Origin of the sequence: Sphingobacterium sp. G1-14, assembly GCF_002196555.1 — a bacterium.
GTDB classification, from domain to species: Bacteria; Bacteroidota; Bacteroidia; order Sphingobacteriales; family Sphingobacteriaceae; genus Sphingobacterium; species Sphingobacterium siyangense.
Window position 1 is genome coordinate 3,547,204 of the sequence record NZ_CP021381.1, and the last position, 15,661, is coordinate 3,562,864.

Here is a 15,661-nt window from a genome sequence, read left to right on the forward strand (position 1 = left end):
CCGTAATTGGGGTAAACATGCTGCAGGCGCTGCTTCGTAATTTTGGGTAACAAAAATAAGAAGCAGATGAAAACAAGAAAATTAGGCACGCAGGGACTTGAAATTCCAATGATCGGCTTAGGCTGTATGGGGATGAGCAGTTTTGCGTCCACTGGCGATATCTACGGCAAGGCCGACGAAAAAGAATCCATAGCTACCATCCACCGTTCGTTGGAACTGGGTGGAAATTTTTTGGATACGGCCGATCTGTATGGGCCCTTTGAAAACGAAAGGTTGATCTCCAGGGCCATACGCGGCAAGCGCAACGACTATATCCTCGCCAGCAAGTTCGGCTTTGAGATTGATGATAAGGATCAGGTGACCTGGCGCATCAATGGTCGGCCAGATTATATCCGAAAGTCTATCGAGCGCTCGCTGAAAAACCTCGATACCGATGTGATTGACCTCTATTATATGCACCGCCCCGACCCCAATGTACCCATTGAGGAAACCGTAGGTGCCATGGGCGAGCTGGTCACAGCGGGCAAGGTCAGGTACCTGGGCATTTCGGAAGTCAGTGCCGAGCAGATCAGCAGGGCACATGCGACCTTCCCGATCACGGCTGTGCAGAATGAAATTTCCCTGTTCGGACGCGAAGTAGAGACCAATGGCGTATACGATCTGACACGGGAGCTGGGTATAGGCCTGGTCGCCTACTCCCCTTTGGGCCGTGGATTTATCACGGGTGAGATCAAGTCGCCGGACGATATCCCCGAAGATGATTTCCGCAGGCTTATCCCGAGGTTTCAGGGCGAGCAGTTTTATAAAAACCTCGATCTGGTGCGTGAACTCGAACAGATTGGAAAAGAAAAAGACGTTACCTCGTCGCAGCTGGCCCTTGCCTGGCTGATCCAAAAAGGAATCGTGCCGATACCGGGGACAAAAAGAGTGCGCTATGTGGAGCAGAATATCGCCGCAACAGACATCCTATTGACCGCCGAAGAGCTGCAACGCATTGAGGCTATTCTGCCGATCGGACTGGATACCGGATCCCGCGATGTAAGTATTCCGCTGCAATCTTAAAAAATATAAATGCCATGCGAGCAAAAACCGCATGGCATTTTACTTAAATTAGGCTATTATTTAACAGGCAAAAAGAGCATGTCAAAGAAAGAACCCGTACTGATCAGGATCAATAGTATCGCCGACTATCATGAAGCGCTACAGCTGCCCAAACCGCAGCATCCGCTTTTTAGCATCACCGATTTCTCCAAAAACAAGCATATACATCCAACGGTCGAGACCACCTTTCAGCTCAACCTGTACTGCATTTCCATCAAAGAAGATGCACAATGCGTATTGGGTTATGGCCCACATCAGTACGACTTCCGGGAAGGCCTGATGACCTTCTTTAAACCCGGGCAGACGATCAGTGTTGATCCCGATACTGCCCATGCCGAAGTAGGTTATTCCCTTGTTTTCCATCCCGATTTTATCCGCACCTATGACCTGGCACACAAAATCCGCAGCTATAGTTTTTTCGATTACGAAGTCAACGAAGCACTTTTTCTGTCCGACCGGGAGAAAGAGCAGATCCGAAATATCGGAAAAGGGATTTTAAGCGAATATGACAGTCCGATCGACAGCTATAGCCAGGATGCCATTGTCAGTTTCATCGAACTGTTGCTGGTGTATTCGCAGCGGTTTTATAACCGGCAATTTATTACGCGTAAAGTACACAATGTGCCCTTGGTGAGCCGGTTTGAACAATTGTTGGATCAGTATTTTGAAGCCAAAACCCAACACAAGGGCTTGCCGCAGGTGGGCTACTTTGCTGAGCGGCTGAATATGTCGAAAAACTATTTAAGCGATTTATTACGGTTACAGACCGGTGAAAGTGCGCAGAACCATATCCAACATAAGCTCATCGAAAAAGCGAAAGATCTGCTGTCCAGGTCGGAGCTTTCCGTTGCCGAAATTGCCTATCAGCTGGGTTTTGAACAACCGCAGTCACTCAATCGTTTATTCAAAAAGAAAACGGAGCTCTCACCACTGGAGTTTAGACGGAAGATGGCTACAAGCTAAGATAGCATCCTTAAAATCTGCTGCATATTGAGCGGCGGGCCACCATACAGCAGACTTTTGATCTTAGAGGCGATATCGAAGCGATAAATTGCGCCAGATTTCTGTCGCAAAATGCTGATCTGAATGCCTATTTTCAAAAAACCACTGGCCGCCTTTTTTTACGATTTTTTGATCAATTCCATCAAGCGAAATTGGCAATTCCGTATCGAGCTTTGATAAAGACTTTTTCAACAACACCAGTTGATAATCCTGTCCTTTGTAAGTTAAACGGAACACCTGTGAACGATGTGGTTCCCCGCTTATCCCGTCAATTGTGCCTTGCATAAATATAGATCTTCTAAAATTTTTAAAATACAGCAATTACGCCAATACGAATACGCCAAAAAGTATAAAATCGAGCAAAAATCAGCTTAACATTGCATCATTTTTATAACGAATATCAACAAATAATCGTGCCAAAGTCGATGAATTTCCTGCTCCATTGGCGATGATTTTTTTCACACATTTTGATTTCGTCATTTTGGCTACAATCAAGCTCAATTTGGCAACAGGTACCCGATGCCTTCTTTAGACATTTGTGGTATGGAATCAAACAATAACAGCATGCAAAAGACAATTTTCATTACAGGAGCTTCTTCCGGTTTGGGAAAAGCAACTGCCAAACTATTTCAACAGGCGGGTTGGAATGTGATCGCAACCATGCGAAATCCCGAAAATGAAACCGAACTTACCGGGATCGAAAACATCAGGCTATTAAAATTAGATGTTACCGATGCTGCCCAGATCAAAGAAACTGTAGCAAAAGCAATCGCTATAAGTAACATTGATGTCGTTTTCAATAATGCAGGTTATGGTTTAATGGGTGCGTTTGAAACGTTGAGCGACGAAAAGATACTTCGCCAAATCAACACGAATCTGTTGGGTGTATTGCGGGTTACACAAGCCTTTATCCCCCATTTTAGAGCACAGAAAAGTGGTTTATTTATTTCAACCACATCAATTGGTGGATTTATGGGGTTCCCGTTACATTCGATGTATCATGCCACAAAATTCGCCTTGGAGGGCTGGAGCGAAAGCATGTCCTTTGAATTGAAAAAATTTGGAATAGCCATCAAAACAGTTGCTCCGGGAGGAATAGCGACAGATTTTGCAGGTCGTTCTTTGGATCTAAACCGAGCTTCCGACTATCAGGACATCGAAGACAAACTGTTCGAACAAATGGGTCTGATGATGCAAAATGCATCCACAGCCGAGCAAATTGCCCAAGTGGTGTATGAAGCCGCCACGGACAATAAAGATCAGGTACGTTATCTGGCAGGTGAAGATGCATATGCACTCTATGAAAGACGATTGCAAATCGGAAAAGAAGCGTTCAGGCAGGAAATTGCAAAACAATTTGAGGCCTAATTTTTTAAATCAGCACCTGCCTTGCGAGGCAGTTGTTTTTTGTAAATTTGTATAACAAAAACAGGATGCATAGTATCAATTCCATATCCGAATTTCATCGGCAATTGTCCTTGCCGGCCCCATTACATCCGCTCGTCAGCGTAATTGATGTAGCTGGAATAAAACCCGATGAAAGCGACATCTGGGAGCAGTTCTGCGTGAATTTCTATAGTATCTCGCTGAAAAAAGATGTTACTGCAAAAATAAAGTACGGCCAACAATATTACGATTTCGACAAAGGAACAATGAATTTTATTGCGCCCAAGCAGATTCAATCGTTGACGATTGCCGAAATCAGAAAGATGAAGGTCGAATGCGGAAAAGGTTACATGCTCCTATTCCACCCTGATTTTTTGTATACCCATCCCCTAGCCACCAAAATAAAAAACTACAATTTCTTTTCGTATGCGCTTAACGAAGCATTACATCTCTCCGAACGGGAAGAAAAAGACATTATAGAAATTTTTCTTAAAATCGAACAAGAATATCAGCATATCGACAAGCATACCCAAGACATTATTTTGTCCCAAATTGATATGCTCTTGCAATACAGCAACCGTTTCTATGAGCGTCAATTCATTACTCGGAAAGTGGTTAACCATGCGCTGCTGACCCAATTGGAAAAATTGCTGGACGATTATTTCGACAGCGAAGAAACTTTAAAACAAGGGCTTCCAACCGTAGAGTATTTAGCCGAAAGCCTCCATGTATCAGCACGATATTTAAGCGATTTACTACGTTCAGTTACCGGTAAAAACACACAGCAGCACATTCACGACAAGTTAATTGAAGAAGCCAAGGAAAAACTTACGGCAACAAGCCTTTCCGTGGCCGAAATTGCCTATAAGCTCGGTTTTGAACATCCGCAATCGTTCAACAAACTGTTTAAGAAAAAAACCAATGTTTCACCTTTAGCATTCAGGCAATCGTTTAACTGACAGAACAGTGTAAAATAAATTTTAGTGCGAGTTGTGTATTACATTTAAAGAAACCTGCGCTCCGGCAAATTGATATGGAATAGTTGATTAACGTGCAGGATACCTCGGCGCGGAATAAATACCGGAGGCTTCAAAAATTCAAAAGGTGTATATTCCGGGCCATGGGAAATCAAGGATGGCAGAATGACCTTTAACAATCTTTAACTTTATTACCGCGATCTTTCAAATTTTATAGCGTATATTTACATTGTTCTATCGCTCAAGATCGAACGTAATAAATATTAAGCATATCTCTCGAGTAAAAATCCAAATGTCCCAGTCTGTAAAATTCAGCAATGTAAATACATTGTTCTCTAAAACGTTAAAACAAAAAATTAATAACTATTTTCAAAATTCACTTCAGCCAAAAACCGGGAATCGTAAAATCTATCTGAAAGCCGCTATCCTCCTGATCAGCTTTGCGGTATTGTATCTCCTTCTGGTATTCGCACCTTTGCATTGGAGTATTGCAATAGCATTATGTGTCATTTTCGGAGCTAACCTCGCTGCGATTGGTTTTAACATTATGCACGATGCTGGGCACAATTCTTTTTCGGACAATAAAAACCTGAACACTGTGCTCTCCTACTCGCTCAATCTACTGGGCGGCAATATCTACTTTTGGAAGCTCAAACATAATATTGCACACCACACCTATACAAATATCGATGGCGAAGATCACGATATCGAAGTAAAGTTTATGCGTATACACCACGACCAGAAACTTCGGAAACACCATCGCTATCAGCGTTTTTATTTTCCGCTGCTCTATGGAATCTCCTATTTAGCGTGGATCTTTTATCAGGATTATGAGAAATATTTCCGTGGGCGCATGGGACATAAAACTGAGCAATTTCATTTTCCGGTCAAAGAGCGTATTATTTTTTGGGTCAGCAAGCTCATTCACTTCAGCTTATTTGTCATTATTCCGATCATTTTCGTCGGGTGGCTGCCCACACTTATCGGTTTGCTGATTTCTGGTACTGTGTGTGGTATGAGTCTGGCCACAGTATTCCAGCTGGCCCATGTGGTGGAAGAAACCGAATTCAAAACCATTGACCAATCAAAGGTCGAAGAAGAATGGATGATTCATCAGATTCAGTCCACCGCAAATTTTGCTACGAGCAGCAAGGTACTTACCTGGTTGCTTGGCGGTCTCAATTTTCAGGTCGAACATCACCTTTTTCCAAAGATCAGCCATGTGCATTATCCTGCGCTCAATAGGATTGTGAAGCAGACCTGCAAGGAATATAAAATACAATACAACGAGTTTCGGAGCTTCTGGACAGCATTTAGATCGCATTTAAAAGTGCTGGAGGCCTTGTCAAAATAACCTAGTTATTAGCGCGTCGCTTCATTTCTTTGTCCCTTCCCTATGGCCTTTATGTGCCATCGAAGTGGGCAGCTTCCACCAAAAAGAAAAGACCAGAAACCTCTAGGAAGCCCGGTCTTTTCTAACTATTTATCCATCAAATGGATTATTATAAGGACAAGATTGAGCTGAACATCGTTTGAAAAAATTTCAATTTTCGGTATGTTGTACAGAGCGTATATCTTTTCTGTCAATTTATCAGGTAAAATTTGACAGTTTTGCTGCAAAAATTTCAGTTTTTTAAGCTCGGTACTTTTTTTGTGAGATTTTTAATACAGTCGGCCGGCTGATAGATTTAAATTATTGTTATACTTCATTAAAAGGAGGTTACTATGAAACTTGCAAAAAGAAACTGGAACAATTTTTCACTTTTTTCGCCCATGTTTGATAATTTTAACCGCGAGCTTTTAAACTGGGACAACAAAAATTACTCATCAACAAGTACTACCGTTCCTGCAGTCAACATCAAGGAAAACGCAGAAAGCTTCGAAGTGGAGGTCGCCGCACCTGGCATGGCCAAAGGCGATTTCAAGGTGACACTCGACGGCAATCTATTGACCATATCCTCGGCTAAGGAAGAACAAAACGAGGAGCATAAGGACAACTACACCCGCAGGGAGTTCAGCTACCAATCTTTCCAACGCAGCTTCGAACTTCAGAAAGAGGTTGTCGATCAGGACAATATCCAGGCACGCTATGAGAATGGTATGCTCCGATTGACAATACCGAAGAAAGAAGAAGCCAAACAGAAAGAACCGCGGATGATCGAAATATCCTAAAGATCCAAATAGCAAATTTACTGGTTAGCCTCCACGGGAGGCTAACCTATTTTTTCAGTCTTTAATACTAAGATTATGAAAACGTCGAATTACTATATTGAATTACAGATGTACAGCCACGGACATTATATCACTATCGCCAGTTTTGACCAAAAAAGCTGCGAAAAGATTATTCATGAACTGTTTGATGAACTGCGCGGTGAGCATGAAGCCTCAGACAGCAGACGTCTTCGCATTAATCTTCTCCTGAGCGACGCTACGATTCAGCGGACACAATTACGATCCATCCACTGTACACTGGATGAGTTGGCCGAGAATACCAAGATTATCATCAAGAAAACCTTCCGCTCAGTAAACTTTGACTGACGGAAGTGCACTTTAGCATACAACACAAGCTATCAGTCTATAGACCATTTAAACACAATTTTTTTACACTATTTTTTTATTTCAATCTTGATTTTTATCAAATTGATTTTTAATTTGGGTGCGGTTTTTCAAAAAGGTAGCTGATACCCAAACCGACATTTTTTAAAAGCTAATATTCTATTTAAATATAAATTTTAGTTATTGGATCATGTTAACAGAATTACTAATTACAAACACAGACCGACGTTTTTCTTTCAGGCCATTTCTTATCGCACTTATTGTGCTGGCTAACAGTTTCTATCTATCGGGGCAAGCCTTGAAGCCCCTCAAATCCGGTTTCGAAGCGAGGCTCATCAATATTGAGGCCCCCAGCAACGAACCTTTTCGTTATACGACGACCTTGACCAACGGATCCGCTCAATTGGTTAACTACAACCTGAATGCCCAGCTGCCCGATGGATGGCAGATTAGCTACCGCGTAGAAGGCTCGCAAGTGACTTCCCTTCAGATGCAGCCCAATAAGGCACAGGAAATCAGCATTGAAATCAGCTGTCCGATCACGGCCAAGCCCGATAAATATAAAATTCCGATACGGGCTATATCCTCAACCGATACCTTAAAGCTTGAGCTCGAAGCAGTCATCAAAGGCTCCTATGCCCTTGAGTTGACCACCCCCAGTGGGCGGCTAAGTGACGAAGTCGTATCTGGTAGCAGCAAAGAAATTCTACTTAAAGTCAAAAACACGGGCACCCTGCCGCTCAATACCTTGGAACTGACGTCCCAATTACCCAGCCGATGGGAGGCAAGCTTCGATCCGTCGAACATCAAACAGCTCGAAGCAGGTAAATCTATTGACGTCAAAGTCAACCTAAAAGTTCCCGACAAAACTATTGCCGGTGACTATGCTTCCAAATTTGAGATCAAATCATCCAACAGCAGCGCCGACATTTCATTCCGTATGATTGTGAAAACTTCTTTGCTTTCTGGGTGGATCGGTATGCTTGTCATTGTATTGGCCATTGGTTTGGTGTATTTTCTCATCCGCAAATACGGCCGCAGATAAGGGCGCTACAAAAAGATTATCATGATGAAGGATCCTATCATTCTATTGACAGGCCTGACAAAAAGCTATGGCAAAGTAACCGCCGTAGATCAGTTGGACCTGCACATTTATCCCGGAGAGATCTTTGGCCTGCTCGGCCCCAATGGTGCCGGCAAGACAACCAGCATCCTCATGATGCTGGGCCTGACCGAACCCACTTCCGGCACAGCCTATGTCTGTGGCCATAATGCCACGCGCAATCCGATCGCCGTGAAACGAAAAGTCGGCTACCTGCCCGACAATGTAGGTTTCTACCCGGATATGACGGCGCTGGAAAACCTAAGCTTTATTGCCAGATTAAATGGCCTTTCGGAATCCTATGCACAAGCTTCTGCAAAAGACATGTTACATGTCGTGGGGCTCGAACGGGAAATGCATAAAAAAACCGGCGCTTTTTCCCGCGGTATGAAACAACGTCTAGGCTTGGCCGAAGTGCTGATCAAGGCTCCCGAGGTTGCCATCCTTGATGAGCCTACGCTGGGCATTGATCCCAAGGGTGTTGACGAATTCCTTGAGCTCATCAAGCTGCTCAGCAGGGAGCATAACCTAACGGTACTGCTTTCTTCACACCACCTCCACCAGGTGCAGCGTGTATGCGATCGGGTGGGTATTTTTGTTGGCGGAAAATTACTGGTTGAAGGATCGCTCGAAAGCCTTGCCCAAAACCTGCAGCAGCAGAAAGGTATCAGTACCGTCATTACCCTTGACCATGCCCAGGGCGACCCCAAACGGTTTGAAGAAGCATTAAAGGCCCTGCCCGGACTCCGTAATCTTAAAGTGAACGGATTTACGATCGAACTAAAGACAGACAGTGATATGACAGCAATAGTGGTACGCATGCTGGTAAACAATGGCGCTGATATCGTTTCCGTGAACCGCAACGACTACCAGCTCGACGATATTTATAATACATATTTTGAGAACAGCATAACTACAGATAATGCCTATGAAAAATCCAAGGGTTTCTTCAAAAGATACCAATAAACGGCCATCCTTTCAGATGCAGGTGTTGGTCCGCAAAGAAATTGCGGCACATATCCGCAGCTGGCGTTTTATTATACTGATCCTGCTCATCGTACTGACTTTCGGCGCATCCCTCTATGTTTCATCCATGGGGCTCAAAGACGCTGTCAGCAATATGCGCGATCCTGATCAGTCATTTCTTTATCTCAAGCTACTGACCACAACGGATAATTCCATTCCGCCATTTCATGTTTTTTTAAACTTTCTAGCGCCACTACTGGGCATAGCCCTGGGTTTTGACGCCGTCAATGCAGAATACAACAACGGAACACTCACCCGTTTGCTGGCGCAGCCAATTTACCGAGACAACCTGCTGTTCGCCAAATTTCTGGCGCCACTGGCCGTGGTGGGCACATTATTTGTTGCGCTGGTCATGCTGATGATCGGCGGCGGTCTCCTGGGTACAGGTGTCCGGATAGAACCCCAGGAGTTGCTGCGTATCTTCGGTTTTACCTTGATCAGTGTGCTCTATGTTGCCTTCTGGCTGAGCCTTTCCATCCTGTTGTCGATCCGCTTTCGCCAGCCGGCCACCTCAGCACTTACCGCGATCGGCATCTGGTTGTTTTTTACGGTATTCTTTCCTATCCTGGTCAATCTGGCAATACGCCCCTTTTTGCCCAACCCCAATTATATTTCGGAGCAGGAGTACATCGGCTATAATGAGCTCATCTTAAATCTGCTCCGCTTATCACCGAGCCAGCTCTATACCGATGCCACCACGACCCTATTGATGCCCTCTGTACGCAGCTTAGGTCCCATTTCCATGGAACAGATGGTCGGTGCCATCCCCTCACCGCTTTCCTTTCGGGAAAGTTTTCTGATGGTCTGGCCACAGGTCAGTGGACTCTGTGCAGCCATGATGATCTGTTTTGCCTGGTCCTATTACATTTTTATGCGAAGGGAAATCAGAAGTTAAGTGTTTCCACCAAAGCAGCTTGTCAAAAACTGCATTCATAAACTGTAAGGCGCACGCTCTCGTGCGCCTTTATTATCCCCCAATGGAGCTGGCCGAAGCCAGGGCAGAGCCAAAAACGCTGTACACATGATGTTGCAATTAAAGTTTTGCTTACTGAAGAAATAAAAGATCAATAGCGTGCGCCTTGCTGTATTAGAATAAAAACACACCAAATAAAAACAAATTAGGCTGCATTTTGGTATATTTGTATACTGTAAATAACAGCTGAACTTAACAAATCAGGCTATGAAAATTCTATTGACCGGAGTGACGGGGTATATTGGAAAACGTCTTTTGCCTGTGTTGTTAGAACAGGGGCATGAAATTATTTGTTGTGTAAGAGATAAGAATCGTTTTGATACCTCGGCAATTCCGGGTCATGTTCAAGTTGTTGAAGTCGATTTCCTGGATAAAGAAAGTCTGAAAGAAATTCCACTTGAAATTGATATTGCTTATTTCCTGATCCATTCTATGGCGACGCAGTCAGGTGATTTCCAGCAAATGGAAGCGCAATGTGCGACCAACTTCCGGAACTTTATGGAAAAAACCAGCGCACAACAGATCATTTATCTGAGTGGAATAATTAATTCGGATCACTTATCGAAGCATCTCGACTCGAGAAGAAACGTTGAAAACATCCTGGCCAGCGGACGGATTCCGATCACCACCTTGCGGGCCGGTATCATCGTGGGCTCGGGAAGCGCATCTTTCGAGATCATTCGGGATCTTGTGGAAAAACTTCCGGTTATGATTACGCCCAAATGGTTGCAGACGAAATGTCAGCCTATCGCCATACGCAACGTGATCGAATTTATGATCGGTGTTATCGCCAACCCGCATACCTTTAACAAAAGCTATGATATTGGCGGTCCAGACATTCTTAGCTATAAAGAGATGCTGCTGCAATATGCTGCCGAACGAAAACTTAGGCGACAGATCTTTGTTATCCCGCTCATGACGCCGCGGCTTTCCTCCTACTGGCTCTATTTTGTTACCTCGACGTCTTATAACCTGGCCAAAAATCTGGTCGATAGCATGAAAGTAGAAGTGATCTGTAAACCCAATAATCTAGCGGACGAACTCGGTATTACGTTGATCAATTACAGGAAATCCATCCAATTAGCTTTTCAAAAAATTGAAAGCGACAATGTGGTTTCCAGCTGGAAAGACGCACAGACCAGTCACATTTTATCGGGCGGGCTCAGCAGGCTGCTGGAAGTGCCCAGTTATGGTTGCTTTAAGGATGTCCGCTCGGTTCCCCTCCACAATAGTGAAGCATCATTGACCAAAATCTGGTCCATTGGAGGAAATTCTGGTTGGTATTATGGCAACTGGCTCTGGAAAATCCGTGGATTCATGGATCAATTGGTCGGCGGAGTGGGTATGCGGAGAGGGCGAAAAAATAAAAGCGATCTGGCTGCAGGTGATGCACTTGATTTTTGGCGCGTACTGATCGCCGATAGAACCACGAAAAGATTACTGCTCTATGCCGAAATGAAACTTCCTGGAGATGCATGGCTAGAATTTAAAATCGAAGATAATATCCTGCTGCAGACCGCGACCTTTAGGCCCCTGGGCCTTGCCGGAAGGCTCTATTGGTATGCCGTATGGCCTTTTCACGGCTTCATATTTAGGGGCATGATTAATAGAATAGCTAAACCTTAAAAATAAAAATTCATAAACGATGATTTATAATGAGAACGCAATTGCTGCATTTGAAAGAAGATACAGAGCAAATTTTATAAACTCGCTGGGCGGATTTAAAAGTTACAAACAGCTTTCGTGCCCGATAACTGTTTAAAAGAGGATGGTTATATCGATATTGAAGAAGCCGGGACGGTTACCTCAAGCGGTCTTGACAGCTATCATACCACAAGCCGGATTGAACGATTACCTTATGCAAAGCCTTAGGCAACCTTTGGGGATTTCCATAACGAAAGCAGTTGATCCGACTTTCGATAAGAGTTTACTTCCCAGAGCGGAAGATAATATGTTAAGCTATAAAATGTATTCTTTATCTTTGGTCTAATGGACATCAAGAAAAAATTTGGCAGTGCCTCTTTTGGCGAAGACCTTATCTTACAGGCACTGAGCTGTTCTCCCGAGCCTACATCAATCTATACTGGACCAGAGATGACCATCCAGTTTGCCAATGCGGGTATGCTTAGCGTATGGGGGAAAGACGCGTCCGTTATTGGAAAGGCGCTGATCAGTGCTATTCCCGAACTGGAAGACCAGCCGTTTTTATCAATTCTGCAGGAGGTTTGGCATACGGGCAAATCCTATTCCGTTAAGGAAGCACCAGCCAGACTTATTAAAAACGGTGTTCCCGTGACTGATTATTTCGATTATGAATATAGGGCCCTATTAGACCAAAACAATAAAACCTGGTGTATTTTGAACACCGCCCACAATGTTACTTTAAGAAGGCAGCATCAGCAACAAATAGAGGAAAAAGAAAAAAAGGAACAAGGGCTTATGGAGGAAATGGCCGCAACGCTAGAAGAATTGACCGCTACAAATGATGAGCTCAACAGTTCATTACAACTTCTGGCAGAAAGCCGTGAGCAGGTGAGGACAATTATTGAACAGGCGCCGGTTGGCATAGCGATGCTTAAGGGTCCAGAACTGATTATTGACATAGCCAATCCGACAATATTAAAAATATGGGGCCATCGGTTAGCAGATGTGCAGGGCCAGCCTCACGAAACCGCGAGGCCCGAGCTGCAAGGCCAGCCAGTGAATCAGTGGCTCCGGGAAGCGTTCGAAAAAGGCGAACGGAAAACAAACAATGAACTTTCCATATTGCTGCGTCACAGTGACGGACTGCGGGAGGCTATCGTAAACTCGATTTATCAACCTATTTTTTCAACTGAGAACAAAGTCACGGGAATTCTGATTATCCTTGAAGAAATTACCGACCAAGTCCTTGAACGGCGGAAAAGTGAAAAAGATCAACACATGCTGTCCATGGCTATTGATGCCGGAGAGCTTGCGACGTTCTATTATGAACCCAAAAATAATCTGTTCTCCGGAAATGCGCTGTTAAAATCGTGGTTTGGTTTAGCCGATAAGGAACAATTGGATTTATCAGCCGCTATTTCTTCCATCATAGAAGAGGATCGGCAACGTGTAATGGCTGCCATAACTGATGCACTTAGCGAAGAATCGGACGGCAATTACTTTATTGAATACCGTATTTTCCATGCGCAGTCCCCGAACGTTAGACTCGTGCAGGCACGTGGTAAAGTATTTTACGATGCCAAGGGAAAAGCAGTAAGTCTGAACGGTACTTTGCGGGATATTACCGAACAAAAAGCTGAGGAACAGCGGAAAAATGATTTCATAAGCATCGTTAGCCACGAACTAAAGACACCCCTGACCTCTATAAACGCCTATCTTCAATTGATGCAGCGTCAGGCATTCCTTACAGCAAACACGAATTACCAAGACATTACAATGAAATCCCTTCGACAAGTTCGCAATATGAAGAACTTAATCAATGGATTCTTGAACATCTCGCGATTCGACTCCGGCAGAATGATGATAGAAAGAGAAGTGTTTGATCTGAAGGAGTTATTTGCTGAACTTGAAGATGAATTTAAATTGAGGATAAACTCCCATCAGATTGTCGCTGACCTGACACAAAGTTTGTCCATTGCTGCTGACCCGAATAAAATTTCGCAGGTAGTCCAAAACCTGGTAGAAAATGCAGCCAAATATTCACCGATAGGAACCCAGATTACATTTGGCTATTTGCCCACGGTAAATCAGGATATAGAAATTTTTGTCAGCGACCAAGGGATGGGTATTGCCGAAGAAGACCGGGATCAAATATTCGAGCGATTTTACAGGGCAGGAAAAGATAAGGTCGGAACAATCTCTGGATTTGGCATAGGACTGTATCTCTGCCGTGAAATTGTAGAACTGCATAATGGACATATCGCTGTGGAGAGCAACTCGGCCGGAGGAACCACATTTAAGGTACGGCTTCCAGCTCAATAATATTAATATTATAAATTCTTTTCTTCTGTTCTTCGGAAAACACATACGCGGACATGTTGGTCGTTTAATTGCCTTTAAATGACTTTTCTTTTTTACGATAGGCTTACTTTTGTCGCAAATGTTTCCCGTTCGGGATTTAAGAAGAGCAAGATGAAGAAAGAATCGCGCATCATATCGCTCATTGTTGGTGGCACTTTACTTATGGAGATGCTCGACACCACAGCGATATCGACAGCCTTACCCAAAATGGCACATGATTTTGAGAGTGATGTTGTACACCTCAGTGCAGGTATTACCTCTTACACCGTCATGTTAGCTGTATTTATTCCAATCAGCGGCTGGATTGCCGACCGCTACGGCGCAAAAAAGGTTTTCAATATGGCGATTATCGGATTTATACTTTCTTCGATCGCATGTGGACTGAGTACCAACTTAACATCTTTCGTCATTGCGCGTATTTGCCAGGGTACTGCCGGAGCCCTCATGGTACCGGTGGGACGTCTCATTGTGCTCAAGCACACCGAAAAGAGAGATCTGGTTGAAGCGATCGGTTATATTGCTTGGGCCGGATTGTTAGGCCCTATTATCGGTCCAGTTCTGGGCGGATTTTTTACAACCTATTTTAGCTGGCACTGGATTTTCTTTATCAATATACCCGTCGGCATATTTGCGTTGTGGGCAGTGCATCAATTTATTCCAGCGATGGATTCCGAAAATAGCCGTCCCCTTGATATTATCGGTTTTTTTATCAGCGGTATCGGTCTTGCCGGCATTATGTTGGGGACTGAAATGATCGGCGCAGCTCAAGGCGATTATACAAAGCCAGCTGCGACAATTGTGGCGAGCTTTGCGCTGATGGCCGTTTCGATCTGGCACTCCAAACGTATCAAGTATCCGTTGATTGATTATAGTATTCTGAACGTAAAAACCTTCCGGGTTACGGTATATTCAGGCTCCATCACCCGTATGGTGATCAATGTTGCTCCTTTTATATTGCCCCTTATGTTACAGCTGGGTTTTGGACTGAGCCCTTTTCATGCGGGACTCCTCTATATGGCCAACATGTTCGGCAGTATGAGTATGAAACCCGTAGCCATGTGGATAACACGACGGTATGATTTCCGCAAGGTCCTGATCGGCAACGGTATTATTTTAACCCTTGTAACCGCCGGACTTTCCCTCCTTTCCATACAAACGCCGATCTGGCTGGTGGCAATTGTATTCTTTTTCTCGGGACTTACACGCTCGCTCCAGTTTACCAGCCTAAATACCCTGGCTTATGCAGACGTGCCAAACGAACAGATGAGCAATGCAAATACACTGTATAATACGGCACAACAAATGGCACTTGGTATGGGTATCGCCCTAGGCGCAGTGACACTACACCTGGCAAGCAGTTATTATCAGGATACGGTTTATCAGATGCGGGATTTTAGCTTGGCATTGCAGTTAATTGCCGGCTTATCGCTGCTATCCTTAATCGAGTATTTCAAAATTAAACCAAGCGACGGAGCCAATTTAAGGGGTATATCAATCAAGAAAGAAGTTCAGAACGCCGCTTAGTTTTTTAAA

Annotated in this window: 15 protein-coding genes; 14 read left to right on the forward strand and 1 reads right to left on the reverse strand. The window is 44.1% G+C overall.

Features of this window, described 5'->3' with window-relative positions:
• Positions 1-66 precede the first annotated feature (66 nt).
• Positions 67-1,062, forward strand: coding sequence for an aldo/keto reductase (locus CBM24_RS15075; RefSeq protein ID WP_075992931.1), 996 nt, complete (start codon positions 67-69; stop codon positions 1,060-1,062).
• A gap of 78 nt (positions 1,063-1,140) precedes the next feature.
• Positions 1,141-2,064, forward strand: coding sequence for a helix-turn-helix domain-containing protein (locus CBM24_RS15080; protein ID WP_075992932.1), 924 nt, complete (start codon positions 1,141-1,143; stop codon positions 2,062-2,064).
• 63 nt (positions 2,065-2,127) lie between these two features.
• Here the strand turns inward: CBM24_RS15080 and CBM24_RS15085 are convergent, their stop codons facing one another.
• On the reverse strand, positions 2,128-2,388 hold the full coding sequence (locus tag CBM24_RS15085; RefSeq protein WP_088161802.1) for a hypothetical protein: 261 nt from the start codon (positions 2,386-2,388) through the stop codon (positions 2,128-2,130).
• A gap of 279 nt (positions 2,389-2,667) precedes the next feature.
• Between CBM24_RS15085 and CBM24_RS15090 the strand changes: the two genes are divergently transcribed.
• The 12 genes from CBM24_RS15090 (at position 2,668) to CBM24_RS15145 (ending at position 15,652) form a co-directional block, all read left to right on the forward strand.
• Positions 2,668-3,471 (forward strand): SDR family oxidoreductase, encoded by an 804-nt coding sequence (locus tag CBM24_RS15090; protein WP_088163577.1) that lies wholly within the window; start codon positions 2,668-2,670, stop codon positions 3,469-3,471.
• Positions 3,472-3,536: 65 nt separating this feature from the next.
• On the forward strand, positions 3,537-4,448 hold the full coding sequence (locus CBM24_RS15095) for a helix-turn-helix domain-containing protein (RefSeq protein WP_088161803.1): 912 nt from the start codon (positions 3,537-3,539) through the stop codon (positions 4,446-4,448).
• Between the two features lie 310 nt (positions 4,449-4,758).
• Complete coding sequence (locus CBM24_RS15100) at positions 4,759-5,820, forward strand: fatty acid desaturase family protein (RefSeq protein WP_088161804.1); 1,062 nt, start codon at positions 4,759-4,761, stop codon at positions 5,818-5,820.
• 371 nt (positions 5,821-6,191) lie between these two features.
• The gene (locus CBM24_RS15105) at positions 6,192-6,638 is read left to right on the forward strand and encodes an Hsp20/alpha crystallin family protein (RefSeq protein WP_088161805.1); all 447 of its coding nucleotides are present in this window, start codon (positions 6,192-6,194) and stop codon (positions 6,636-6,638) included.
• 75 nt (positions 6,639-6,713) lie between these two features.
• The gene (locus CBM24_RS15110) at positions 6,714-7,004 is read left to right on the forward strand and encodes a hypothetical protein (protein WP_088161806.1); all 291 of its coding nucleotides are present in this window, start codon (positions 6,714-6,716) and stop codon (positions 7,002-7,004) included.
• Positions 7,005-7,212: 208 nt separating this feature from the next.
• Positions 7,213-8,067, forward strand: coding sequence for an NEW3 domain-containing protein (locus CBM24_RS15115; RefSeq protein WP_088161807.1), 855 nt, complete (start codon positions 7,213-7,215; stop codon positions 8,065-8,067).
• 21 nt (positions 8,068-8,088) lie between these two features.
• Complete coding sequence (locus tag CBM24_RS15120; RefSeq protein ID WP_232475544.1) at positions 8,089-9,090, forward strand: ABC transporter ATP-binding protein; 1,002 nt, start codon at positions 8,089-8,091, stop codon at positions 9,088-9,090.
• Positions 9,053-10,045 (forward strand): ABC transporter permease, encoded by a 993-nt coding sequence (locus CBM24_RS15125; protein ID WP_088161809.1) that lies wholly within the window; start codon positions 9,053-9,055, stop codon positions 10,043-10,045. Before CBM24_RS15120 ends, CBM24_RS15125 begins: the two co-directional genes overlap by 38 nt.
• Before the next feature lie 285 nt (positions 10,046-10,330).
• The gene (locus CBM24_RS15130) at positions 10,331-11,749 is read left to right on the forward strand and encodes an SDR family oxidoreductase (RefSeq protein ID WP_088161810.1); all 1,419 of its coding nucleotides are present in this window, start codon (positions 10,331-10,333) and stop codon (positions 11,747-11,749) included.
• Between the two features lie 142 nt (positions 11,750-11,891).
• Positions 11,892-12,113 (forward strand): hypothetical protein, encoded by a 222-nt coding sequence (locus CBM24_RS27305; RefSeq protein ID WP_157698468.1) that lies wholly within the window; start codon positions 11,892-11,894, stop codon positions 12,111-12,113.
• The gene (locus CBM24_RS15140) at positions 12,113-14,089 is read left to right on the forward strand and encodes an ATP-binding protein (RefSeq protein WP_088161811.1); all 1,977 of its coding nucleotides are present in this window, start codon (positions 12,113-12,115) and stop codon (positions 14,087-14,089) included. Before CBM24_RS27305 ends, CBM24_RS15140 begins: the two co-directional genes overlap by 1 nt.
• 78 nt (positions 14,090-14,167) lie before the next feature.
• On the forward strand, positions 14,168-15,652 hold the full coding sequence (locus CBM24_RS15145; protein WP_198385917.1) for a DHA2 family efflux MFS transporter permease subunit: 1,485 nt from the start codon (positions 14,168-14,170) through the stop codon (positions 15,650-15,652).
• Positions 15,653-15,661: the final 9 nt, after the last annotated feature.

Excerpts from the sequence above, each read along its gene's own strand:
- CBM24_RS15075 (WP_075992931.1), top strand. The coding sequence starts at position 67 with ATGAAAACAAGAAAATTAGGCACGCAGGGACTTGAAATTCCAATGATC.
- CBM24_RS15080 (WP_075992932.1), top strand. The coding sequence starts at position 1,141 with ATGTCAAAGAAAGAACCCGTACTGATCAGGATCAATAGTATCGCCGAC.
- CBM24_RS15085 (WP_088161802.1), bottom strand. The coding sequence starts at position 2,388 with ATGCAAGGCACAATTGACGGGATAAGCGGGGAACCACATCGTTCACAG.
- CBM24_RS15090 (WP_088163577.1), top strand. The coding sequence starts at position 2,668 with ATGCAAAAGACAATTTTCATTACAGGAGCTTCTTCCGGTTTGGGAAAA.
- CBM24_RS15095 (WP_088161803.1), top strand. The coding sequence starts at position 3,537 with ATGCATAGTATCAATTCCATATCCGAATTTCATCGGCAATTGTCCTTG.
- CBM24_RS15100 (WP_088161804.1), top strand. The coding sequence starts at position 4,759 with ATGTCCCAGTCTGTAAAATTCAGCAATGTAAATACATTGTTCTCTAAA.
- CBM24_RS15105 (WP_088161805.1), top strand. The coding sequence starts at position 6,192 with ATGAAACTTGCAAAAAGAAACTGGAACAATTTTTCACTTTTTTCGCCC.
- CBM24_RS15110 (WP_088161806.1), top strand. The coding sequence starts at position 6,714 with ATGAAAACGTCGAATTACTATATTGAATTACAGATGTACAGCCACGGA.
- CBM24_RS15115 (WP_088161807.1), top strand. The coding sequence starts at position 7,213 with ATGTTAACAGAATTACTAATTACAAACACAGACCGACGTTTTTCTTTC.
- CBM24_RS15120 (WP_232475544.1), top strand. The coding sequence starts at position 8,089 with ATGATGAAGGATCCTATCATTCTATTGACAGGCCTGACAAAAAGCTAT.
- CBM24_RS15125 (WP_088161809.1), top strand. The coding sequence starts at position 9,053 with ATGAAAAATCCAAGGGTTTCTTCAAAAGATACCAATAAACGGCCATCC.
- CBM24_RS15130 (WP_088161810.1), top strand. The coding sequence starts at position 10,331 with ATGAAAATTCTATTGACCGGAGTGACGGGGTATATTGGAAAACGTCTT.
- CBM24_RS27305 (WP_157698468.1), top strand. The coding sequence starts at position 11,892 with ATGGTTATATCGATATTGAAGAAGCCGGGACGGTTACCTCAAGCGGTC.
- CBM24_RS15140 (WP_088161811.1), top strand. The coding sequence starts at position 12,113 with ATGGACATCAAGAAAAAATTTGGCAGTGCCTCTTTTGGCGAAGACCTT.
- CBM24_RS15145 (WP_198385917.1), top strand. The coding sequence starts at position 14,168 with ATGACTTTTCTTTTTTACGATAGGCTTACTTTTGTCGCAAATGTTTCC.